Annotated in this window: 22 protein-coding genes; 6 read left to right on the top strand and 16 right to left on the bottom strand. The window is 69.7% G+C overall.

Features of this window, described 5'->3' with window-relative positions; translation table 11 throughout:
* Positions 1–21: 21 nt before the first annotated feature.
* The 8 genes from mtrA to A5732_RS09285 all read right to left on the bottom strand — a co-directional run bounded on the left by mtrA (position 22) and on the right by A5732_RS09285 (position 7,008).
* Positions 22–708, bottom strand: coding sequence for a two-component system response regulator MtrA (gene mtrA, locus A5732_RS09320; protein ID WP_065054460.1), 687 nt, complete (start codon positions 706–708; stop codon positions 22–24).
* A gap of 111 nt (positions 709–819) precedes the next feature.
* Entirely contained in the window at positions 820–1,476 is a 657-nt protein-coding gene (locus A5732_RS09315; RefSeq protein ID WP_076102028.1) for a dTMP kinase, read from the bottom strand.
* Positions 1,477–1,534: 58 nt separating this feature from the next.
* Positions 1,535–3,007 carry an adenosylhomocysteinase gene (gene ahcY, locus A5732_RS09310; protein ID WP_065054458.1) on the bottom strand — a complete coding sequence of 491 codons (1,473 nt, stop codon included), beginning with the start codon at positions 3,005–3,007 and terminating at the stop codon, positions 1,535–1,537.
* 98 nt (positions 3,008–3,105) lie between these two features.
* Entirely contained in the window at positions 3,106–3,702 is a 597-nt protein-coding gene (gene alkX / locus A5732_RS09305) for a TetR family transcriptional regulator AlkX (protein WP_076055985.1), read from the bottom strand.
* Positions 3,703–3,788: 86 nt separating this feature from the next.
* Entirely contained in the window at positions 3,789–3,974 is a 186-nt protein-coding gene (locus A5732_RS09300; protein WP_076055939.1) for a rubredoxin, read from the bottom strand.
* Positions 3,971–4,144: a rubredoxin gene (locus tag A5732_RS09295; protein ID WP_076102027.1), complete on the bottom strand. Its 174-nt coding sequence runs from the start codon at positions 4,142–4,144 to the stop codon at positions 3,971–3,973. The genes A5732_RS09300 and A5732_RS09295 overlap by 4 nt, the downstream gene beginning before the upstream one ends.
* On the bottom strand, positions 4,141–5,391 hold the full coding sequence (locus A5732_RS09290) for an alkane 1-monooxygenase (protein WP_076102026.1): 1,251 nt from the start codon (positions 5,389–5,391) through the stop codon (positions 4,141–4,143). The genes A5732_RS09295 and A5732_RS09290 overlap by 4 nt, the downstream gene beginning before the upstream one ends.
* A 99-nt stretch (positions 5,392–5,490) precedes the next feature.
* Complete coding sequence (locus A5732_RS09285) at positions 5,491–7,008, bottom strand: APC family permease (RefSeq protein ID WP_076102025.1); 1,518 nt, start codon at positions 7,006–7,008, stop codon at positions 5,491–5,493.
* Between the two features lie 94 nt (positions 7,009–7,102).
* Here A5732_RS09285 and A5732_RS09280 point away from each other — a divergent pair, with 94 nt between their 5' ends.
* Positions 7,103–8,485, top strand: coding sequence for an FAD-dependent oxidoreductase (locus A5732_RS09280; protein WP_142256583.1), 1,383 nt, complete (start codon positions 7,103–7,105; stop codon positions 8,483–8,485).
* Here the strand turns inward: A5732_RS09280 and manA are convergent.
* The 4 genes from manA to A5732_RS09260 all read right to left on the bottom strand — a co-directional run bounded on the left by manA (position 8,463) and on the right by A5732_RS09260 (position 12,767).
* The gene (gene manA / locus A5732_RS09275) at positions 8,463–9,689 is read right to left on the bottom strand and encodes a mannose-6-phosphate isomerase, class I (protein WP_076055930.1); all 1,227 of its coding nucleotides are present in this window, start codon (positions 9,687–9,689) and stop codon (positions 8,463–8,465) included. The two genes, A5732_RS09280 and manA, sit on opposite strands and share 23 nt — an antisense overlap.
* Positions 9,690–9,697: 8 nt before the next feature.
* Positions 9,698–10,819, bottom strand: a complete 1,122-nt coding sequence (locus A5732_RS09270) for a TobH protein (protein ID WP_076102023.1) — start codon at positions 10,817–10,819, stop codon at positions 9,698–9,700.
* Positions 10,816–12,213, bottom strand: coding sequence for a phosphomannomutase/phosphoglucomutase (locus A5732_RS09265; protein WP_076055927.1), 1,398 nt, complete (start codon positions 12,211–12,213; stop codon positions 10,816–10,818). Before A5732_RS09265 ends, A5732_RS09270 begins: the two co-directional genes overlap by 4 nt.
* Before the next feature lie 119 nt (positions 12,214–12,332).
* Positions 12,333–12,767, bottom strand: coding sequence for a DUF3499 domain-containing protein (locus A5732_RS09260; protein WP_216351574.1), 435 nt, complete (start codon positions 12,765–12,767; stop codon positions 12,333–12,335).
* 188 nt (positions 12,768–12,955) lie between these two features.
* On the opposite strand from A5732_RS09260, the gene A5732_RS09255 reads away from it, so the two are divergent.
* On the top strand, positions 12,956–13,378 hold the full coding sequence (locus A5732_RS09255; protein WP_044484176.1) for a metallopeptidase family protein: 423 nt from the start codon (positions 12,956–12,958) through the stop codon (positions 13,376–13,378).
* A 71-nt stretch (positions 13,379–13,449) separates the two neighbouring features.
* Here the strand turns inward: A5732_RS09255 and A5732_RS09250 are convergent, their stop codons facing one another.
* On the bottom strand, positions 13,450–13,788 hold the full coding sequence (locus tag A5732_RS09250; RefSeq protein ID WP_064954875.1) for a WhiB family transcriptional regulator: 339 nt from the start codon (positions 13,786–13,788) through the stop codon (positions 13,450–13,452).
* Between the two features lie 389 nt (positions 13,789–14,177).
* Here A5732_RS09250 and cofD point away from each other — a divergent pair, with 389 nt between their 5' ends.
* Genes cofD through A5732_RS09225 form a run of 4 tightly spaced genes read left to right on the top strand, consistent with a single transcriptional unit; the run spans position 14,178 to position 18,640 of the window.
* Positions 14,178–15,173, top strand: a complete 996-nt coding sequence (cofD, locus tag A5732_RS09240; RefSeq protein WP_076055922.1) for a 2-phospho-L-lactate transferase — start codon at positions 14,178–14,180, stop codon at positions 15,171–15,173.
* A complete protein-coding gene (locus A5732_RS09235; protein ID WP_076102020.1) occupies positions 15,170–16,522 on the top strand; it encodes a coenzyme F420-0:L-glutamate ligase in 1,353 nt (450 codons plus the stop codon). Before cofD ends, A5732_RS09235 begins: the two co-directional genes overlap by 4 nt.
* A 10-nt stretch (positions 16,523–16,532) precedes the next feature.
* Complete coding sequence (locus A5732_RS09230; RefSeq protein WP_076102019.1) at positions 16,533–18,107, top strand: class I SAM-dependent methyltransferase; 1,575 nt, start codon at positions 16,533–16,535, stop codon at positions 18,105–18,107.
* Positions 18,104–18,640, top strand: coding sequence for an NUDIX hydrolase (locus A5732_RS09225; protein WP_076055917.1), 537 nt, complete (start codon positions 18,104–18,106; stop codon positions 18,638–18,640). The genes A5732_RS09230 and A5732_RS09225 overlap by 4 nt, the downstream gene beginning before the upstream one ends.
* Positions 18,641–18,718: 78 nt before the next feature.
* Here the strand turns inward: A5732_RS09225 and A5732_RS09220 are convergent, their stop codons facing one another.
* Genes A5732_RS09220 through rfbD form a run of 3 tightly spaced genes read right to left on the bottom strand, consistent with a single transcriptional unit; the run spans position 18,719 to position 21,600 of the window.
* The gene (locus A5732_RS09220) at positions 18,719–19,810 is read right to left on the bottom strand and encodes a sugar phosphate nucleotidyltransferase (protein ID WP_076102018.1); all 1,092 of its coding nucleotides are present in this window, start codon (positions 19,808–19,810) and stop codon (positions 18,719–18,721) included.
* Between the two features lies 1 nt (position 19,811).
* A complete protein-coding gene (locus tag A5732_RS09215; RefSeq protein WP_065055838.1) occupies positions 19,812–20,702 on the bottom strand; it encodes a glycosyltransferase family 2 protein in 891 nt (296 codons plus the stop codon).
* Positions 20,695–21,600 (bottom strand): dTDP-4-dehydrorhamnose reductase, encoded by a 906-nt coding sequence (rfbD, locus tag A5732_RS09210; protein WP_076102017.1) that lies wholly within the window; start codon positions 21,598–21,600, stop codon positions 20,695–20,697. The genes A5732_RS09215 and rfbD overlap by 8 nt, the downstream gene beginning before the upstream one ends.
* Positions 21,601–21,690 lie beyond the last annotated feature (90 nt).

Below are 21,690 nucleotides of genomic sequence, written 5' to 3'. Positions count from 1 at the left end.
GCTTTACAACGTCGCCGCCGGTCACGGAGGTCCGGCCTTGTAACCCACTCCTCGAACGGTCAACACTACGGTCGGGTTTTCAGGGTCTTTCTCAACCTTGGCGCGCAGACGCTGGACGTGCACGTTCACCAGGCGGGTATCCGCCGGGTGACGATAGCCCCACACCTGTTCGAGCAGCACATCACGAGTAAACACCTGCCGCGGTTTGCGCGCCAACGCCACCAGCAGGTCGAATTCCAGCGGCGTCAGGGAGATCTGCTCGCCGTTGCGCGTGACCTTGTGCGCCGGCACGTCGATCTCGACGTCGGCGATGGACAGCATCTCGGCGGGCTCGTCGTCGTTGCGCCGCAGCCGCGCCCGCACCCGGGCCACCAGTTCCTTCGGCTTGAACGGCTTCATGATGTAGTCGTCGGCACCCGACTCGAGGCCCAAGACCACGTCGACGGTGTCGGTCTTGGCGGTCAGCATCACGATCGGCACGCCGGAGTCGGCGCGCAACACCCGGCACACGTCGATGCCGTTCATGCCGGGCAGCATCAGGTCCAACAGCACCAGATCGGGGCGCAGCTCGCGCACCGCAGTCAGGGCCTGGGTGCCGTCACCGATGACCGCGGTGTCGAAACCCTCACCCCGCAACACGATGGTCAACATCTCGGCGAGCGAAGCGTCGTCATCGACGACGAGAATCCTTTGCCTCATGGGGTCCATGGTGTCACCAGATCGGGACAAAATTGGGGCGCCACACGGGCGTTTCTTGGCCCGATGGCCAATTTTGGATGCAAATTCCGTTAATTTCGCTTATTTCTCCACCCCGGCGCATCAGTCCCGCGCCGTCGCGGCGCCCTCGGCGCCGGTCAACATGGCGGCCAGCCGCCCCGGATCGACGTCCGCGTCGACGCTCAGCCACGGACCACCCCAGCCCGCGGCGGCCAGTCCGGCGTAGACCGCGGCGGTGCGTTGCTGCAGCCCGTCGTCGCGTTCGTAGCTGTCGCGGGCGCGGCCCGGATCGGCCTCGGCCCGGCTGCGGGCGCGCTGCCCGGCCAGCTCGGCCGTCACCGCGAGCAGCACCTGCCAGTCGGGCGCGGGCAGCCCGAGCCGCCCGTACTCCAGCGCGTGTATCCACTCCACGGCCGGCCCGGCCGCGTCCTCGTGCAGACGTGCGGCGGTGTAGGCCGCGTTGGAGGCGACGTAGCGATCCATGATCACCACGTCGTGCTCGCGGCGCAGCGCATCGATTTCGCCGATCGCCCCGGCACGGTCCAGCGCGAAGAGCGTCGCCATCGCGTAGACCGACGACGCCAGGTCGCCGTGCTCGCCGTGCAGCGCCTCGGCCGCGAGGTCGGCCGTCACCGATCGCCCATACCGCGGGAAGGCCAGCATGGCCACCGACTTGCCGTCCGCCTGAAAAAGGTTGCGAAGCTTGTCCGTCAGCGTCCGCTTGCCGGCGCCGTCAATGCCTTCGATCGCGATCAGCACGGCGCGAGCCTATCGCCGCCGAGTGCCACGCTGGCGCGACACTCGGCGGTCGGGCGGCTCAGTAGCGGTAGTGGTCGGCCTTGTAGGGGCCGTCGACGTCGACGCCGATGTACTCGGCCTGCTCCTTGGTGAGCTTGGTCAGCTCGCCGCCGAGCGCCTCCACGTGGATGCGGGCCACCTTCTCGTCCAGGTGCTTGGGCAGCCGGTAGACCTCGTTGTCGTACTCGTCGTTCTTGGTCCACAGCTCGATCTGCGCGATGACCTGGTTGGAGAAGCTGTTGCTCATCACGAACGACGGGTGGCCCGTGGCGTTGCCCAGGTTCAGCAGCCGGCCCTCGGACAGCAGGATGATCGACTTGCCGGTGTCCGGGAACGTCCACAGGTCGACCTGTGGGCGGATGTTGGTCTTGGTGGCACCGGACTTCTCCAGCCGGGCCACCTGGATCTCGTTGTCGAAGTGGCCGATGTTGCCCAGGATCGCCTTGTCCTTCATCGCCTTCATGTGCTCGAGGGTGATGATGTCCTTGTTGCCCGTCGTGGTGATGATGATGTCGGCCTCGCTGATCACGTCCTCCACCCGCTTGACGTCGAAGCCCTCCATCAGCGCCTGCAGGGCGTTGATCGGGTCGATCTCGGTGACGGTCACGCGTGCGCCCTGGCCGGCCACCGACTCGGCGGAACCCTTACCGACGTCGCCGTAGCCGCAGATCAGCACCTTCTTGCCGCCGATCAGCACGTCGGTGCCGCGGTTGATGCCGTCGATCAGCGAGTGCCGGCAGCCGTACTTGTTGTCGAACTTGCTCTTGGTGACCGAGTCGTTGACGTTGATCGCCGGGAACGCCAGGTCGCCGGCGGCGGCGAACTGGTAGAGCCGCAACACACCGGTGGTGGTCTCCTCGGAGACGCCCTTGATCGACGCGGCGATCTTGGTCCACTTGTCCTTGTCGGTCTCGAACCGCTTGCGCAGCAGGTTCAGGAACACCCGGTGTTCGGTCGAGTCGTCTTCTTCGTCCGGCGGCACCACGCCGGCCTTCTCGTACTGCGCGCCGCGCAGCACCAGCATGGTGGCGTCGCCGCCGTCGTCCAGGATCATGTTGGCCGGCTCGTCGGGCCAGGTCAGCACCTGCTCGGCCGCCCACCAGTACTCCTCGAGCGTCTCACCCTTCCACGCGTAGACCGGAACGCCCTTGGGCTCCTCCGGGGTGCCGTGCGGGCCGACGACCACGGCGGCGGCGGCGTGGTCCTGGGTGGAGAAGATGTTGCAGGACGCCCAGCGGACCTCGGCGCCCAGCGCGACGAGAGTCTCGATCAGCACCGCGGTCTGCACGGTCATGTGCAGCGAACCCGAGATGCGCGCGCCCTTGAGCGGCTGCACGTCGTGGTACTCGCGACGCAGCGACATCAGACCCGGCATCTCCTGCTCCGATAGCTCGATGTCCCGGCGACCGTAATCCGCCAACGACAGATCGGCGACCTTGAAATCGATGCCGTTTCGAACGTCGGGGGTCAGTGCGTTTTCGGTCGTCGTCATAACGTGTTCTTCCTTCTTCGGCTCGCTCGGATCCAAGCGGTAATTAGCTTAGGTATGTTCTTGCGCCACTGTAGTCGCGGGTGGCCGCGCCTCGCGGGTCAGGGAACGTTGATGACGCCGTGACGCTCCGCGAACGGCGTCATCAACCGGGCCAGATCGGCCGCCACGTCGTGGTCCGCCTCCGGCGGCATCGAGACATAGCTCAGCGCCAGCCGCACGATGGCCCGCGCCAGCACCCCGGCGTCCTCGTCGCTGGTGGCCACCCAGCTGTGGGTCAGCGCCGCCGTCAGCCGTTCCGAGGCGCGGTTGATGATGGGGGCACTGTCGGTGGTGATGATCTGCAGCAGGTCCGGCTTGGCCACGCCCGTGAGTAGCGAGATCACCAGCGGGTCCGCCGATAACTCGGTGAACAGGTCGCGGAAGCCCTGCAGGAACGCCTCAAAGATGTTGCCGACGTTGGCTTCCAGCGCGGCGTTGACGGCGTCGACCAGCCGGTCGGCCAGGCGCAGGCCGTACCCCTGCGCCAGGCCCTGCCGGGAACCGAACTCGTTGTAGATCGTCTGCCGGCTGATGCCCGCGGCGCGGGCGACGTCGGACAGGGTGATGGCCGACCAGTCCCGGGTCAGCAGCAGATCACGCATCGCGTCCAGCACCGAGTCGCGCAGCAGGGCACGCGACGCCTCGGCGTAGGGCATCCGCTTCACAGGCGCGACAATAGCGGCTCGGGCCCCGGAATCGGTTTCTTGCCGCACGTCGGCCTCTTCCGCGGCGTCGCAGGCGGTCACGAACGGGCGATCTCCACCATCTCGAAATCGGTCTTGGCCGCACCGCAATCCGGGCAGCTCCAGTCCTCGGGGATGTCGTCCCACCGGGTGCCGGGGGCGATGCCGTCTTCCGGCCAGCCCTTGGCCTCGTCGTACTCGAATCCGCACTGCACGCAGATGAAGAGCTTGTAGTCGACGCTCATCGGTTCACTCCTATGGTTTCGAAATCGGCCTTCTCGAGCACCGCGCAATCGGGGCAGCACCAGTCCTCGGGGATGTCGGCGAAGGGCGTGCCCGCGGGAAACCCTTCCCGCGGTGCGCCTTTCGCTTCGTCGTAGGTGTAGTCGCAGCCGGGGCAGCGATACGCGCTCATGCCGCACCCGCCTGCGGGGCCCCGTAGCGCGCCAGCAGCTTCTCGCGCAGCCTGGGTTGCACATTGACCCGGGTGATGTCGCCGTCGTAGTGCGCCAGCACCCGGTGATCCATCACCTTGCGCCACAGCGGCGGGAAGTAGGTGAGCGAGATCATCGACGCGTAGCCGCTCGGCAGGTTGGGCGCGCCCTCCATGCTGCGCAGCGTCTGGTAGCGCCGGGTCGGGTTGGCGTGGTGGTCGCTGTGCCGCTGCAGGTGGTAGAGGAACAGGTTGGTCACCACGTGGTCGGAGTTCCAGCTGTGCACCGGGGTGCAGCGCTCGTAGCGGCCACTCGAATTCTTCTGCCGCAGCAGGCCGTAGTGCTCCAGGTAGTTGACCGATTCCAGCAGGCTGAAGCCGAACACCGCCTGGATGATCACGAAGGGGATCAGCGCCGGGCCGAAGATCGCGATCAGCGCGCCCCACAGCACCACCGACATCAGCCAGGCGTTGAGGACGTCGTTGGAAGCGTACGTCTTGGGGTGCCACGGGCTGGCGCCCTGCCGGCGGATCCGTTGCGCCTCCAGCCGCAGCGACGAGCGCAGGCTGCCGAACACGCTGCGCGGCAAGAACTCCCAGAAGGTCTCGCCGAAGCGCGCCGACGCGGGGTCTTCGGGGGTGGCGACCCGCACGTGGTGGCCGCGGTTGTGCTCGATGTAGAAGTGCCCGTAGCAGGTCTGCGCCAGGGTGATCTTGGACAGCCAGCGCTCCAGCGAGTCCTTCTTGTGGCCCATCTCGTGGGCGGTGTTGATACCGACGCCGCCGAGCACGCCGACCGACAGCGCCAGCCCGAGCTTGCCCGCCCAGCTGAGCCCGCCGTCGAAGCCGAGCCAGCTCAGGTTCGAGGCGGTGAACAGGTAGGCGCCGAAGGCGACGCTGAGGTACTGGAACGGGATGTAGACGTAGGTGCAGTAGCGGTAGTACTTGTCGTTCTCCAGCCGCTCCATGACCTCGTCGGGCGGGTTCTGCCCGTCGGGCCCGAAACGCAGGTCGAGGATTGGCAGCAGGATCCAGAGCAGGATCGGCCCGATCCACAGCGGCACCTGCGCGGCGGCGTGCCAGCCCAGCCGGTTCAGACCCCACATCAGCGGCAGCATCACGAACAACGCCGTCGGGGCGATCAGCCCCATCAGCCATAGGCGGCGCTTCTTGTCCCGCCAGGCGAGCGGCTCGGATTCCCGGCTCAGCTGCGGTTCGAATGTGGTCATAGGCCAAACCTCCTTGTGAGTCACACCACGTTGAGGTTGGACAATACCTATGTTTGCGTCTTCTGTCTAGACAAAAGACGCTTGTTTGTAAAGCAGTGGTTAGGGAACCGGGCTGTGCGGATCGACCTCGAGGGCGTCGCGGTGCTCGGTCTCCCCCTCCCCCCGCCGGCCCTGCACCGAGTGCCAGTAGCCGTAGCCGGCGTAGATCGCCGTGCCGACCACCAGCCACACCCCGAACCGGACCCAGGTCAGCGCGGTGAGGTTGAGCATCAGCCACAGGCACGCGGCGATCGAGGCGATCGGCAGCACCGGCACCCACGGCGCCTTGAACCCCCGCTCCAGGTCCGGCCGGGTCCGGCGCAGGACGATCACGCCGGCCGAGACCAGGACGAAGGCGAACAGGGTTCCGACGTTCACCATCTCCTCGAGCTTGGTGATGGGGAATACCGATGCCGTCACGGCGACCACCAAGGCGACCAGCACGGTGATCCGCACCGGGGTCCCGTGCGAGCCCGTCTTGGCCAGCGATCGCGGCAACAGCCCGTCGCGCGCCATGGCGAACAGGACCCGGCACTGGCCGAGCATCAGCACCATCACCACGGTGGTCAGTCCCGCCAGCGCGCCGATGGAGATGATCTTGCTCGCCCAGTGGATACCGTTCGCGGTGAAGGCGGTGGCCAGGTTCGCCTGCCCGTGGCCCGGGACGGTCTTGAGTTGGGTGTAGGAGACCATCCCGGACAGCACGATGGCGACCGCGACGTAGAGCAGCGTGACGATGCCCAGCGACGCCAGGATGCCCCGCGGCACGTCGCGCTGCGGATTTTTGGTCTCCTCGGCCATGGTGGCGACGATGTCGAACCCGATGAACGCGAAGAACACGATGGACGCCCCCGCCAGCACGCCGTACCAGCCGTAGTGGCTGCTCTGCGCGCCGGTCAGCAACGACAGCACGGACTGGTCGATGCCTTTGGCCTCGCGACCGGCTTCGGGCTTGGGGATGAACGGCGAGTAGTTGGCGCGCTTGATGTAGAAGACGCCGACCACGACCACGAAGAGCACGACCGACACCTTGATCGCGGTGACCACCGCGGAGAACCTGGACGACAACTTGGTGCCCAGCGCGATCAGGGTCGCCACGCCCCCGACGATCACCAGCGCCCCCCAGTCCACCTGGGCCGAGCCGAATTTGACCGTGCCGCCGGCGAATCCGAACACCGTGCCCAGGTAGCTCGACCAGCCCTTGGCCACCACGGCCGCGCCGATCGCCAACTCCAGCAGCAGGTTCCAGCCGATGATCCAGGCCAGGAACTCCCCGAAGGTGGCGTAGGAGAACGTGTACGCGCTACCGGCCACCGGCAGCATCGAGGCGAACTCGGCATAGCACAGCGCGGCCAGCGCGCAGGTGCCCGCCGCGATCACGAACGACACCCAGATCGCCGGGCCGGTGATGTCGCCGGTCGTCGATGCGGTGACCGTGAAGATACCGGCGCCGATCACCACCGCGACGCCGAACACGACCAGGTCTCGCCACGTCAGGTCCTTGCGGAGCTTGGTGTCCGGCTCGTCGGTATCGGCGATTGATTGCTCGATCGACTTGGTCCGCCATCGATTGGCCATGCATTCGCCCTTTCCCAACGCACCATTGGTCCGTCACAGTACTGGGTACTCTCCGCGAATGCCGGATAGCGCAGCAACGGCCAGGGACCACGCCGTGGTCATCGGGGGCAGCATCGCTGGTCTTTGCGCGGCGCGGGTGCTTTCGGATTCGTATTCGCGGGTGACGGTGTACGAGCGCGACGAGTTGCCGGCCCAACCGGCGAACCGGGCGACGGTGCCCCAGGACCGCCACCTGCACATGCTGATGGCCCGCGGGGCCATCGAATTCGAGGACCTTTTCCCGGGCCTGCTCGACGACATGGTGGCCGCCGGCGTGATCAAACTCGAGAATCGGCCCGATTGCATCCACCTGGGCGCCGCGGGCCACGTGCTGGGCACCGGGCAGACCCTGCGCGACGAGTTCACCGCCTACGTGCCCAGCCGCCCGCATCTGGAATGGCAGTTGCGCAAACGGGTTCGCGACCTCGACAACGTCACCGTGGCGCGCCGCTCGGTGGCCGAGCCGCGGTTCGACCGCGCGCGGCAACGGGTGACCGGCGTGCTGCTGGATCCCGCCGGGGCCGACGGCGACGACCCGGAGTTCATCGCCGCGGACCTCGTCGTCGACGCGGCCGGCCGTGGGACCCGGCTGCCGGTGTGGCTGACCGATTGGGGCTTCGAGCGCCCGGTCGAACAGGCGATGGACATCGGCATCCACTACGCCACCCAGCGGTTCGCCATCCCCGACGGGCTGATCGCGGAGAAGGTGGTGGTCGCCGGCGCCTCGCACGATCAGTCGCTGGGGCTGGGCATGCTGTGCTACGAGGATGCCACCTGGGTGCTGACCACGTTCGGCGTGGCAAACGCCAAACCGCCGGGGACCTTCCCGGAGATGCTGGATCTTGCCCGGCAGCTGCTGCCGGCCCACTTCCACGCCGCGCTGACGCGGGCCGAGCCGCTGGGGGACCCTGCGTTTCACGCCTTCCCGGCCAGCAAGTGGCGGCGCTACGACAAGCTGGAGCGCCTGCCGGGCGGCATCATCGCCTTCGGCGACGCGGTGGCCAGCTTCAACCCCACGTTCGGGCAGGGCATGACGATGACGTCGCTGCAGGCCGGGCACCTGCGCCGCGCGCTGCAGTTCCCCGACGATCGGGTTGCCGCGGAGCTGAACCGGGCCACCGCCAAGAGCACCTTCCCGGTGTGGATGATGAACGCGATCGGCGACGTCACGTTCCACCACGCCGGCACCAAGGGGCCGATCCCCTGGTGGTGGCGGCCATCGGGGGCGCTGTTCGATCAATTCCTGGGTGCCGCGGAGACCGAACCCGTGCTGGCGGAATGGTTCCTGCGGCGGTTCTCGCTGCTCGACAGCCTCTATATGGTTCCGCCGCCGCGGATCATCGGCCGCGCGATGGCGCACAACCTGCGGCTATGGGTGAGCGAGCGGCGCGACGCCGCCAAACGGCGGCGGGCCTTCACAGCCCAACCGTCGCCCTGAACAGCTTGGTGGGTTCGTGCGCGACCAGCCGGATCGGGGCGTCGTCGGCGGCCACCCAGGCGGCCATCCCCCGCTTCAGCGTCAGAGAGCCGGACTTGCCGTGCACCGTCGTGCAACCCTGGCTGCACAACAGGATCTGCGGACCGTCGTGAGTGCACGTCGCGTCCACCTCGTGGCCGACGTACTCGTCGTCGAGCTCCAGCAGCGCGACGGCGAACTCGTCGGCCGGTGTCTCATAGATCAGTCCGAAGCCCTCGCGGCGGATGCGCGGCCGCAGTTGCTCCTCGGTGGTGGGCGTGAAGTCCAGCACGCGCAGCAGCTCAGGCACGTCGACGTGCTTGGGGGTCAGGCCGCCACGTAACACGTTGTCGGAGTTGGCCATCACCTCGACGGCGAAGCCCCGCAGGTAGGTGTGCAGGTTGCCGGCGGAGACGAAGATGGCCTCGCCGGGCGCCAGGCTGACGCGGTTCAGCAGCAGCGCCGCCAGCACGCCCGCGTCACCGGGATAGCGTTCGCCGAGCTCGAGCACCGTCTTGGCCTCCGCGGCGAATTCGGTTGCGCCCGAACTGACATACGCGATGGCCCCGTCCAGCACGGCGGTCACCAGCACGTCGATGTCGGGCTGCGGGGCGGTGATCCACGTGGTGAACAGCGCGCGCAGGCCGTCGGCGTCGGACTGGTCGTTCAGCAGGTCGATGTAGGGGTCGAGGTCGGAGACGGCCAGAGCCCGCAACAACTCGACGGTGCGCGCGGCCTGACGGAATCCGGCCAGCGCCTCGAACGGATGCAGCGCCACCAGCAGCTCGGGCTTGTGCGACATGTCGCGGTAGTTGCGCACCGGCGAGTTCAGCGGGATGCCGACCCGCTCCTCGCGCATGTACCCCTCGGCCGCCTGCGCGGCGCTCGGGTGGGCCTGCAGCGACAGCGGCTCGTCGGCGGCCAGCACCTTCACCAGGAACGGCAGCACGTCCCCGAAGCGCGCCCGCGACACCGGCCCGAGCTGACCCTCCGGGTCGTCGCCCAGCGCCTCGAGCAACGTGATCTCGCCGTTGCCCGTCTCCAGCCAGGCCGGATCGCCGGGGTGCGCGCCGAACCAGAGCTCCGCCTCGGGGTGCGCCGCCGGCACCGGACGCTCGGTGAATTCGGCGATGGCAGTACGCGAACCCCAGGCGTACGTTCTCAAGGCACCGCGAAGCAGTTCCACTGTTGTATCTATCCCCGCACCAGTCGCATATAAACCGCGGCCATTTCCAGCCGGAGGGCCAATACTGCCAGTTGCTGCTCGGGGCGCTGAGCACCGGCCGACCCGCGGGAACCGTCGGACCCGATCGGACCCCCGGCCGCATCCGGCCCCTCGGGCACGTCCTCGGCAGCAACCAGATCGGCGTCGCTCAAGCCGGCCAGCCGGGCGGCCACCACAGTGCGCTCGGCGGCCAGCGTGAGCGCCAGCACCCGCAGTCGCTGCGGCAGCGGTCCATCGATCTCTTCGTCGTGGAACAGGGCGGCGTCCGGATCTCCGAAGCCGGCCCCGAAACCGGCCGACGCTCCCGAGCGCAGGGCGACGACGGCGTCGGCCAGGCAGGTGGCCGCGGTGACCTGGTGCGCGATCCGCAGCAGCGTCGAGCTGCCGTGCCGGGCCAGCGCCAGCGTGGCGGCGCTGTCGCCGGCCAGCGCCACCTGGCGCTCGCCGATCCGTGCGGCCAGGGTCTTGGCCGGGTTGGTGAACAACTCGCGGGCGGCGCTGTTGCGCAGCGCCTCGGCGTCCAGCTCGTCGGCCAGCAACGCCAGGTCGACGCTCGGGCGCGGGTCGACGGCGTGCAGCACGGCCAGCCCGGCGGCCAGATACCGGCACAGGCCGAATTCGTCGGGCACCGACAGCCGGGGCGACAGCACCGCCACTCGCCCCGCGGTGGAATCGCGCAGCGGGCCCTCGAACGTCGCGGCCACCACCACCCGGGCGCCGCGGCGCACGCCGGTCGCCGCGGCGGCGACCAGCGCGGGATCACCGGGATCGTCGCCGGCGATGATCAGCACGTCGAGCGGGCCCACCCATGGCGGCGCCTCAACGGTCAGCGTGAACGGCTGCGAGGCCGATCCCCCCAGCGTGGCGGCCAGCATCGCCCCGGCCGTCTCGGCGGTACCGCGCCCGGCCACCCAGATGACGCTGCGCGGACGATCGTCGGCGCGCAGCGGGTCCAGCGCACCCTCGTCGACCGCCGCGGCCACCGCACGCACCTGGGCACCGGCCGAGGACACGGCGCGCAGCAGGCCGTCACGGTCGGCGGCCAGCAGGCCCTCGGTGTCCTCGAGATCGATCGACCGGGTGGCGTTCACGTCGCGGCCTTCACGCCCGAGGTCGTCGTGGCGATTTCGGCACTGATCTGGGCGACGACCGCGGCCACGTCCTCGGCCGTGCGGGCCTCCACGTTCAGCCGCAGCAACGGCTCGGTGTTGGAGCTGCGCAGGTTGAACCAGCTGCCGTCGCCCAGGTCGGCCGTGACCCCGTCCACGTGGTCGAGGGAGTGAATCCGGGTGCCGAACGACTTCAGCACCGCCTCGGTGCACTGCCCGGCGTCGGAAACCGTGAAGTTGATTTCGCCGGACGATTCGTAGCGCTGGTAGTCCGCGGTGACCTCCGACAGCGGGCGGTCCTGCTCGCCGAGCGCGGCCAGCACGTACAGCGCCGCCAGCATCCCGGAGTCGGCGCCCCAGAAGTCGCGGAAGTAGTAGTGCGCCGAATGCTCACCGCCGAAGATCGCGCCGGTGTCGGCCATCAGCGCCTTGATATAGGAGTGCCCCACCCGGGACCGCAGCGGCGTGCCGCCGCGTTCGGCGACGAGTTCGGGCACCGCGCGCGAGGTGATCACGTTGTGGATGATCGTCGCGCCGATCTCGCGGCCCAGCTCGCGGGCGGCCACCAGGCTGGTCACCGTCGACGGCGACACCGGGTTGCCGCGTTCGTCGACCACAAAGCAGCGGTCGGCGTCGCCGTCGAAGGCCAGCCCGATGTCGGCGCCGGTCTCACGCACATAGGCCTGCAGGTCCACCAGGTTGGCGGGGTCGAGCGGGTTGGCCTCGTGATTGGGAAACGAGCCGTCGAGCTCGAAGTACAACGGCTCCAACGTGATCGAGCCGATCGGGCCGAGGACGGCGGGCGTCGTCAGACCGGCCATGCCGTTGCCGGCGTCCACGGCCACCCGCAGCGGGCGGAGCCCGGAGGTGTTCACCAGCGATCGCAGGAACTGTCCGTAGTCGGCCAGCACGTCGCGATCGCTCACGCTGCCCGGTGTCCCGTCGTAACCCTCGACGCCGGCGATCACGTCATCGGCGACCACGCGCAGGCCGGTCTCGGCGCCGACCGGTTTGGCCCCCGCCCGGCACAGCTTGATGCCGTTGTAGGCCGCCGGGTTGTGGCTCGCGGTGAACATGGCGCCGGGGCAGTCCAGCAGCCCGGAGGCGAAGTAGAGCTGATCGGTGGACGCCAGGCCGATGCGCACCACATCCAGTCCCTGGTTGGTCACGCCGGCGGCGAACGCGGCGGCCAGCGTGGGTGAACTGTCGCGCATGTCGTGGCCGATCACGACCTGGCGGGCGCCCTCGCCGCGCATGAGTTTGGCGAAGGCTGCGCCGAGATCGGTGACCAGCGGCTGGTCGAGCTCTTCGCCGACTAGCCCACGCACGTCGTAAGCCTTGACGACACGGTGGACAGTCGCGGCGGGCCGAGACATGCGGGACTCCTGACGACGTGAACTCTTGGCCGTCAGCCTATCGGGCCGCGGAGAACTGGAGCCGCCGCGGTGCGTGGGGATTTCGCGTCCGGTCGGTCAGCGCCGCGGGTCGCCACGCACTAGTCACTGGGATCGGGCAACACCCGCAGATGTCCGCGGCGCCGTCCGGAGCGATGCTCGGGCGGTGCCAGCAGGCTGCTGCTGGGCGCGGTGGCCTGAGACCCGGCGTGATGGATGTGCGCGTCGGCGAAGCCGCTTACCGGTGTCGCCGCGTACGGCGCGCCGCGATCGCCGCCCCGGCGCACCGCGTCGGCCAGGGCGACCAAGTCGTCCTCGTCCGGATGGGTGGGCAGCGGGCCGGCATGGCGCACCAGCTCCCACCCGCGGGGCGCGGTGATCCGGCCGGCATGGTTGACGCACAAGTCCCAGGAATGCGGTTCCCGCGCGGTCGCCAACGGACCGACGACTGCCGTCGAGTCCGAATAGACGAACGTCAGGGTCGCCACGGCGTAGTGCGGGCACCCGGGCCGGCAACAGCGACGGGGAACGTTCACGCTCGAAAGGCTATCGTGCGCAAACGCCGCCGAAGCGCCGGACACGCGCAACTCCCGGGCCCTCGATGTGCAACCGTTACCATCGGCGCGTGGGCGATTCGCGCAGCTCCCCGCGAAGAGATCGGTTTTCCGACGGTTCGGCTCCGCGGCGGACCGCTAGCCATCGACTCTTTCGCAGGGGCCGCGATATGCGCGGCCCGCTGTTGCCGCCGACCGTACCGGGGTGGCGCAGCCGCGCCGAGCGGTTCGACATGGCGGTGCTGGAGGCCTACGAGCCCATCGAGCGGAGCTGGCAGGACCGGCTGGCCGAACTGGACGTGGCGGTCGACGAGATTCCCCGCATCTCGGCCAAGGATCCCGAGAGTGTGCAGTGGCCACCCGAGGTGATCGCCGATGGGCCGATCCCGCTGGCGCGGTTGATCCCGGCCGGCGTCGACATCCGCGGCAACTCCACGCGGGCACGAATTGTGTTGTTCCGCAAGCCAATTGAGCGACGGGCGAAAGACACCGTCGAACTCGGCGACCTGCTGCACGAAATCCTGGTGGCCCAGGTCGCCATCTATCTCGACGTTGAGCCGTCGGTCATCGATCCGACGATCGACGACGAATAGCTTTTTCCGTTGCGCGTCGCGCGTTGAACGCTGGAGGCTTAACGCTCAGCGCGCGTTGCGATCAGGATGGGTCAGATTATGCCGCGCTTGAGGCGGCGGCGCTCGCGTTCGGACAAACCGCCCCAGATACCGAAGCGCTCGTCGTGCTCGAGGGCGTACTCGAGGCACTCATGACGCACCTCGCAACCCAGGCAGATCTTCTTCGCCTCGCGGGTGGAACCACCCTTTTCCGGGAAGAAGGCCTCGGGGTCGGTCTGGGCGCACAGCGCGCGGTCCTGCCACTGGTCGGCGGCCGGCTCCGGCAAGGGCTCGGGCTCGAAAGCGATTGGCGCATCAGGAACCACGGTCAAATGCGGCCGAGCGGGGCGGTCCAGTGCCGGGTCGATGTCGGTGTGCGGCGTGCTCGCCATGGCGCTTCGAAAAGTTTCGTAAGACATACGGTCGTCCGCCTCCTCAGCTTGATTGAGAGAGTGTGATTGGTTTCCCACTGTTCTGATGTACAGACAATTCGAACAAGTGATCGAATCTCGGTCTGCGACACCGGAGTCGGCCGGCCAACCGGGAAATGACACTGTTGTGATTAGACACGGGTTGATCTGCCGGGTCAAGCACTTCGGCGCATTTCCATACCATCTCGTGATCGAATTTCGGCGTTTCTGTTGTTTTGGGCGTTCGGCGTGTCGATCACACGGCCCTCAACTTTCCCACGCGTTGCCCACAACCGCTGGGGAACCGCAACTTTGAGGCACCCCCAATGGGCCCGTCACAGCACTGCGGCCGGGCAGTACTGTCGTGCAATGTGAAGGTCACCGTTCTGGTCGGTGGGGTTGGCGGCGCCCGCTTCCTGCTGGGGGTTCAACAGCTGTTCGGGCTCGGTCAGTTTCAATCGCAACGGCGCCCGGAGGCCGGCAGTCACGAGCTGACGGCGATCGTCAACATTGGCGATGACGCCTGGATCCACGGACTGCGAGTCTGCCCCGATTTGGACACCTGCATGTACACCTTAGGTGGAGGTGTAGATCCGGAGCGAGGGTGGGGTCACCGGAACGAAACTTGGCACGCCAAAGAGGAATTGGCGCGCTACGGCGTGCAGCCGGACTGGTTCGGGCTCGGCGACCGTGACCTGGGCACCCACCTGGTGCGCACCCAGATGCTCAACGCCGGCTACCCCCTGTCGCAGATCACCACGGCGCTGTGCGACCGTTGGCAACCCGGCGCGCGGCTGCTGCCCGCCAGCGACGATCGGTGCGAGACCCACGTGGTGATAACCGATCCCGACGACGGCAGCCGGCGGGCCATCCACTTCCAGGAGTGGTGGGTCCGCTACCGGGCCCAGGTGCCCACGCACAGCTTCGCCTTCGTCGGCGCCGAAAAGGCGGCCGCCACAACTGATGCCACGGCGGCCATCGCGGACGCCGACGTGATCCTGCTGGCGCCGTCGAACCCGGTGGTGAGCGTCGGCGCCATCCTGGCCGTCCCCGGCATTCGCGGAGCGTTGCGCGCGGCGCGCGCACCGATCGTCGGGTACTCGCCGATCATCGGTGGAAAGCCATTGCGCGGCATGGCCGATGCCTGCCTGTCCGTGATCGGGGTGGAATCGACCGCGGAGGCGGTCGGCCGCCACTACGGCGCGCGCCGCGACACCGGCATCCTGGACGGCTGGCTGGTGAGCGAGGACGACCATGCCGACATCGACGGCGTCAAGGTGCGCTCGGTGCCCCTGGTGATGACCGACCCGGCGGCGACGGCCGAGATGGTCCGGGCCGGGCTGGACCTCGCGGGGGTGGGTCCGTGACCTCTCCGCCGGGCGAGCACGGCAGCGCCGCCGCCATCGAAATCCTGCCCGTCGCCGGGCTGCCCGAGTTCCGGCCGGGCGACGATCTGGGCGCCGCCGTCGCCGCGGCCGCGCCGTGGCTGCGCGACGGCGACGTCGTCGTGGTCACCAGCAAGGCGGTGTCCAAGTGCGAGGGCCGGCTGGTGCCGGCGCCGCGGGATCCCGAGGAGCGCGACGAGCTGAGGCGCAAGCTGGTCGACGACGAAGCCGTCCGGGTGCTCGCCCGCAAGGGCCGAACCCTGATCACCGAGAACCGGATCGGCCTGGTGCAGGCCGCCGCCGGCGTGGACGGATCCAACGTCGGCCGCGACGAGCTGGCGCTGCTGCCGGTCGACCCGGACGGCAGCGCCGCGGCGCTGCGCGCCGGGCTGCGCGAGCGGCTCGGCGTCGAGGTCGCCGTGGTCATCACCGACACGATGGGCCGCGCGTGGCGCAACGGCCAGACCGACGCGGCCGTGGGCGCGGCGGGTCTGGCTGTGCTGCACGGCTATTCGGGGGCCGTCGATCAGCACGGCAACGAGCTGCTGGTCACCGAGGTCGCGATCGCCGACGAGATCGCCGCGGCCGCCGATCTGGTCAAGGGCAAACTGACCGCGATGCCGGTGGCGGTGGTGCGCGGCCTGTCCGTGACCGACGACGGCTCCACGGCGCGGCAGTTGCTGCGGCCGGGCACCGAAGACCTGTTCTGGCTTGGCACCGCCGAGGCCGTGGAGATGGGCCGGCGCGAGGCGCAGCTGCTGCGCCGATCGGTGCGCCGGTTCAGCGCCGAGCCGGTGCCGGCCGATCTGCTGGAGGCCGCCGTCGCCGAGGCGCTGACCGCACCGGCGCCGCACCACACCCGCCCGGTGCGGTTCGTCTGGCTGCGCACCCCGGCCACCCGGACCCGGCTGCTGGACCGCATGAAGGACAAGTGGCGCGCCGACCTCGCCGGTGACGGCCGGCCCGCCGACTCCATCGACCGCCGGGTCGCGCGCGGCCAGATCCTCTACGACGCGCCCGAAGTCGTCATCCCGATCCTGGTGCCCGACGGCGCCCACGCCTATCCCGACGCCGCCCGCACCGAGGCCGAGCACACCATGTTCACCGTCGCGGTCGGCGCGGCCGTGCAGGCTCTGCTGGTCGCGCTGGCGGTGCGCGGGCTGGGCAGCTGCTGGATCGGCTCGACGATCTTCGCCGCCGACCTGGTGCGCGCCGAGCTCGAACTGCCCGCCGACTGGGAGCCGTTGGGCGCCATCGCCATCGGCTATGCCGCCGACCCGGCCGGGCCGCGCGATCCGGCAGACCCCGGTGATCTGCTGATCCGCAAGTAATACTGAGCCCATGAAGTTCGCGGGCAAGGCGACGGCCTCGGCCGACAAGGTCCGCGGCGGCTATTACACCCCGGCGCCGGTGGCCCGCTTCCTGGCCGCCTGGGTCCGCGCGGCGGGGCCCAAGATCGTCGAACCCTCCTGCGGCGACGGCGCCATCCTGCGCGAGCTGGCCCGGCTCAGCGACCAGGTCCGCGGCGTCGAGCTGATCGCCGACGAGGCGGCCAAGTCCCGCCGGTTCGCTCCCGTCGACGCCGAGAGCCTGTTCGCCTGGCTCGCCACCGCCGAGGCCGGCGGCTGGGACGGGGTCGCCGGCAACCCGCCCTACATCCGGTTCGGCAACTGGTCGTCGCGGCAGCGCGACCCGGCGCTGGACCTGATGCGGCGCGAGGGTCTGCGGCCCACCCGGCTGACCAACGCCTGGGTCCCGTTCGTGGTGGCGAGCACCGTGCTGGCGCGCGACGGCGGACGGGTAGGCCTGGTGCTGCCGGCCGAGCTGCTGCAGGTCACCTACGCCGCGCAGCTGCGCGACTTCCTGCTGAGCCGGTTCCGCGAGATCACCCTGCTGACCTTCGAGCGCCTGGTGTTCGACGGCATCCTGCAGGAGGTCGTGTTGTTCTGCGGTGTCGTCGGCACCGGCCCCGCGCGCATCCGCACCGTCCACCTCGGGGACGCCGACGCCCTGGCTGAGGCCGACCTGGACGTCGCATCGGCGCCGGCGCTCTTACACGAGGACGAGAAGTGGACCAAGTACTTTCTGGACCCCGCCGCGATCCGGCTGCTGCGGGGGCTCAGAAGCTCGGGCAGCCTGACCCGGCTCGGATCGGTCGCCGAGGTCGACGTCGGCATCGTGACCGGACGCAACGCCTTCTTCACCTTCACCGACGCCCAGGCCGGCGAGCTGGGGTTGCGGCCGCACTGCGTCCCGCTGGTCTCGCGCAGCGCCCAGCTGTCCGGGCTCGTCTACGACACCGATTGCCGCGCAACCGATCTCGCCGCCGGGCAGCGCAGCTGGCTGCTCAACGCGCCGCCCCAACCGGCCGATCCAGCGTTAAGAGCCCACATCCGCGCCGGCGAGGCGGCCGGGGTGCACCGCGGCTACAAGTGCTCGATCCGCAAGCCGTGGTGGGTCACGCCGTCGCTGTGGGTGCCCGACCTGTTCCTGCTGCGCCAGATCCACCGGGCGCCGCGGCTGACCGCCAACGCCGCGGCGGCCACGAGCACCGACACCGTGCACCGGGTGCGCCTGACCGCCCGGGTCGAACCGGCCGCGCTGGCCGCCGCGTTCCACAACAGCGTGACGTTCGCCTTCGCCGAGATCATGGGCCGCAGCTACGGTGGCGGCGTGCTGGAGCTCGAGCCCCGCGAGGCCGAGCAGCTGCCCATCCCCGCGCCGGCGCACGCCGATGCCGAACTCGCCTGCGATGTGGACCTGCTGCTGAAGGCCAACGAGATCGAGAAGGCGCTCGACGTCGTCGACCGCCGCGTGCTGATCGACGGCCTGGGCTTGCCCGCCGACGGGGTGGCGGACTGCCGAGCGGCGTGGGTGTCGCTGCGGGATCGGCGGAAACGGCGGAGGTCACGATGAGCGTTCGGGAATCGGCGATCGCCGTGCTGTCGGACTGGGAGCCCTCCGACCCGGCCCAGGATTCGTTGCGGCACGCCGTGCTTGCCTTCGTGCACGCCCGCGCCGACGCGTGCCTGCGCGAGTGCGTGCCCGGCCACGTCACCGCGTCGGCGCTGGTGCTCGACCACACCGGCAAACAGGTTCTGCTGACGCTGCATCGCCGCCTGGGCCGGTGGGTACAGCTGGGCGGCCATTGCGACGATGACGACGCCGACGTCCTCGCGGCGGCGCTGCGCGAGGCCACCGAGGAGTCCGGGATCGACGGGCTACGCATCGAGCCCCGGCTGGCCGCGGTGCACGTGCATCCGGTGACCTGTTCGCTGGGAGTGCCGACTCGCCACCTCGATCTGCAGTTCGTCGCGCACGCGCCGGCCGGCGCGCAGATCGCGATCAGCGACGAGTCGGAGGACCTGCGATGGTGGCCCGCCGACGCCCTGCCGGACGGGACGGATCACGCGCTGGCCTATCTGGTCGCCCAGGCCACGCGTTCTTGATCACCCGCCGAGTGTGCGGCTAGCTTCACATTCGACGCCGAGTGTGCGGCTAGCTTCACACTCGGCGAAAGCGCGCGCCTAGACGTCGGACGAGTACCGGATGCCGCCGTCGGGAATCGACACGCCGGGCCACACCCGGGCGCCGCGCAACAACTCGCAGCGCGCCCCGATGTCGGCGCCGTCGCCGATCACGCCGTCGCGGATCAGCGCCCGCGGACCGATGCGCGCGCCGAAGCCGATGATCGAGCGCTCGATCACGCTGCCGGCCTCGACCTTGACACCGTCGAAGATCACCGCGCCGTCCAGCCGGACGCCGGGGCCGATCTCCGCGCCCCGCCCGACGACCGTGCCGCCGATCAGCACCGCGCCCGGCGACACCGCGGCACCGTCGTGCACCAACTGCTCGCCGCGGTGGCCGTGCAGCGCCGGCGACGGGGCGATGCCGCGCACCAGATCCGCCGAGCCGCGGACGAAGTCCTCGGGCGTGCCCATGTCGCGCCAGTAGCTGGCGTCGACGTAGCCGCACACCTTGACGCCTGGATCGGACAGCAGCGCGGGGAACACCTCGCGTTCCACCGAGACCTCCCGGCCACGCGGGATCCGGTCGATCACCTGGCGGGAGAAGACGTAGGTGCCGGCGTTGATCTGGTCGGTCGGCGGGTCCTGCGTCTTCTCCACAAAGGCGGTGACCCGGCCGTCGTCGTCGGTGGTCACGCAGCCGAACGCCCGCGGGTCGCCCACCCGCACCAGGTGCAGGGTGACGTCGGATTGCTGGGCGGAGTGGAAGTCGAGCATCTGGCCCAGATCGGCGCCGGAGAGCACGTCGCCGTTGAACACCATCACGGTGTCGTGCCGCAGGTGCCCGGCGACGTTGGCGATGCCGCCGCCGGTGCCCAGCGGGTGCTCCTCGGTGACGTAGTCGATCTGCAGGCCCAGCTTGGAGCCATCGCCGAACTCCGCCTCGAACACCGCGGCGCGATACGACGTGCTGAGGATGACGTGCTCGATGCCGGCCGCGGCGACCCGCGACAGCAGATGCGTGAGGAATGGCAGCCCCGCGGTGGGCAGCATGGGCTTGGGCGCCGACAGGGTGAGCGGACGCAGCCGGGTGCCCTTGCCGCCGACCAGGATCACCACATCGACTTCTGGACCCCGCGAGAGATCTGCCACCTCAGTGTCGCCCTTCTACCAGTTTCCGCCGTCCGGAGGCGCGCAGCGCGCTGCGCACCATCAGGCGCGACCGCACCGCCAGCGAGGCGCGCAGGATCCAGCGCAGCGGAGCGCGCAACCAACCGGAATGCCGGTCGGCCAGGAACATATACGTGCTCTTGTGGTGGGCGGCCAGATGGTTGGCCGGATCCCCGCCGGTGGAGTGGCCCTTGTGATGCAGCACCTCCGCCGACGGCACGTAGACGGACAGCCAGCCGGCCTTGCCGAGCCGGTCGCCGAGGTCGACGTCTTCCATGTACATGAAGTAGCGCTCGTCGAACCCGCCGATCTGGCCGAACGCCGAGCGGCGCACCAGCAGGCACGACCCCGACAGCCAGCCCACCGGCCGCTCGCTGGGCTCCAGCCGCTCCTGGCGGTACGCGGCCGACCACGGGTTGCGCTTCCAGAACGGTCCGACGACCGCGTGCATGCCGCCGCGGATGAGGCTGGGCAGGTGCCGCGCCGACGGGTACACCGATCCGTCGGGATCGCGGACCAGCGGGCCCAGCGCGCCGGCGCGCGGCCAACGCGACGCGGCGTCCAGCAGTTCGTCGATGCTGCCCGGGCCCCACTGCACGTCCGGGTTGGCGACGATGACCCAGTCGTCGTCGCGGTCCAGCTGGGCGACGGCGCGATTCACCGCGGTCCCGTAGCCGAGGTTGGCTCCGGTGTGGAACAACCGCACGTTGGGATAGCGCTCGACGGCGGCCTCGGGGGTGCCGTCGGTGGAGCCGTTGTCGGCCAGCAGCACGCACACCTCTCGCTCGGTGGCCAGCGACAGCGAGGCCAGGAAGCGCTCCAGGTGCGGGCCCGGTGAGTAGGTCACCGTCACGACCGGCAGGACGTCAGTCACGCGTAGAGGGTAACGGTCGATCGGCCGTTACAGCGCCATCGGCGGCGGCCAGCGCCGCGGCAAGCGCGGGGCGCCAGGGCCTCAGCGGCCGCATCCCCGCCGCCACGGACTGGCCGCTGGACAGCGCGGAGTAGGCCGGCCGGGGCGCGGGGCGGGGGAAGTGGTCGGTGGTGACCGGTCGCACCCGCTCCGGGTCGGCGCCGCACTCCTCGAAGACGGCGCGGGCCTGTTCGAATCGCGAGCAGGCGCCCTCGTTGGCGGCGTGCAGGATCGGCCCGGGCACACCGTCGTCGACGATCTGCATCAGCGCGGCGGCCAGGTCGCCGACGTAGGTCGGGGAACCGGTCTGATCCTCGACCACGTCCACCGGTCCGTCCCCGGCGGCCAGGCGGCGCATGACGGCGACGAAGTCCTTGCCGGTGCCGCCGGTGTAGACCCAGGCGGTGCGAACCACGACCGCCTCCGGCAGCGCCGCGAGCACGGCCCGCTCCCCCGCGACCTTGCTGCGGGCGTACACACTCTGCGGCGCGGTTTGGTCGGTGGGCTCATACGGCCGGGGCGCCGCGCCGCCGAAGTCCCCGTTGAACACGTAGTCGGTGGAGACGTGCACCAGCTGGGCGCCGGCCTGCGCGCAGGCGCGGGCGATGTGCCCGGGCCCGGTTTCGTTGACCGCGAACGCGCCGGCCTCGTCGCTCTCGGCGCCGTCGACGTTGGTGTAGGCCGCGCAGTTGATCACCACGTCGCCGGGCCGCACGATCCGCTCGGCGGCCGCGGGGTCGGTGATGTCCCACTGCGACGACGTGAACGCCACGGCGTCGCGGCCCTGACTGGCTGTTAGCGAGGTCAAATAGCCGCCCAGCTGCCCGCCGGCGCCGGCGATCACGATCCTGCCTGACATGGTTCGAGTTTGGCATGGCCCGAAATCCAGGGGCCAAGCCCGGGGCACGCGGGGCTTCGCTACCCGTGAAGCTCCTGTGTCGCAAGTAAT

Origin of the sequence: Mycobacterium colombiense (genome assembly GCF_001953985.1) — a bacterium.
Lineage (GTDB): Bacteria > Actinomycetota > Actinomycetes > Mycobacteriales > Mycobacteriaceae > Mycobacterium > Mycobacterium colombiense_B.
The sequence above is the reverse complement of the archived record's forward strand: the minus strand, read 5'-3'. Positions and strand labels throughout refer to the sequence as shown.

Bases quoted from the DNA above. Each gene is read 5' to 3' on its own strand.
- mtrA (WP_065054460.1), bottom strand. From the start codon at position 708: ATGGACCCCATGAGGCAAAGGATTCTCGTCGTCGATGACGACGCTTCG.
- ahcY (WP_065054458.1), bottom strand. From the start codon at position 3,007: ATGACGACGACCGAAAACGCACTGACCCCCGACGTTCGAAACGGCATC.
- alkX (WP_076055985.1), bottom strand. From the start codon at position 3,702: ATGCCCTACGCCGAGGCGTCGCGTGCCCTGCTGCGCGACTCGGTGCTG.
- A5732_RS09300 (WP_076055939.1), bottom strand. From the start codon at position 3,974: ATGAGCGTCGACTACAAGCTCTTCATCTGCGTGCAGTGCGGATTCGAG.
- A5732_RS09295 (WP_076102027.1), bottom strand. From the start codon at position 4,144: ATGAGCGCGTATCGCTGCCCCGGCTGCGACTACACCTACGACGAAGCG.
- A5732_RS09290 (WP_076102026.1), bottom strand. From the start codon at position 5,391: ATGACCACATTCGAACCGCAGCTGAGCCGGGAATCCGAGCCGCTCGCC.
- A5732_RS09285 (WP_076102025.1), bottom strand. From the start codon at position 7,008: ATGGCCAATCGATGGCGGACCAAGTCGATCGAGCAATCAATCGCCGAT.
- A5732_RS09265 (WP_076055927.1), bottom strand. From the start codon at position 12,213: ATGTCTCGGCCCGCCGCGACTGTCCACCGTGTCGTCAAGGCTTACGAC.
- A5732_RS09255 (WP_044484176.1), top strand. From the start codon at position 12,956: ATGCGCGGCCCGCTGTTGCCGCCGACCGTACCGGGGTGGCGCAGCCGC.
- A5732_RS09250 (WP_064954875.1), bottom strand. From the start codon at position 13,788: ATGGCGAGCACGCCGCACACCGACATCGACCCGGCACTGGACCGCCCC.
- A5732_RS09230 (WP_076102019.1), top strand. From the start codon at position 16,533: ATGAAGTTCGCGGGCAAGGCGACGGCCTCGGCCGACAAGGTCCGCGGC.
- A5732_RS09225 (WP_076055917.1), top strand. From the start codon at position 18,104: ATGAGCGTTCGGGAATCGGCGATCGCCGTGCTGTCGGACTGGGAGCCC.
- rfbD (WP_076102017.1), bottom strand. From the start codon at position 21,600: ATGTCAGGCAGGATCGTGATCGCCGGCGCCGGCGGGCAGCTGGGCGGC.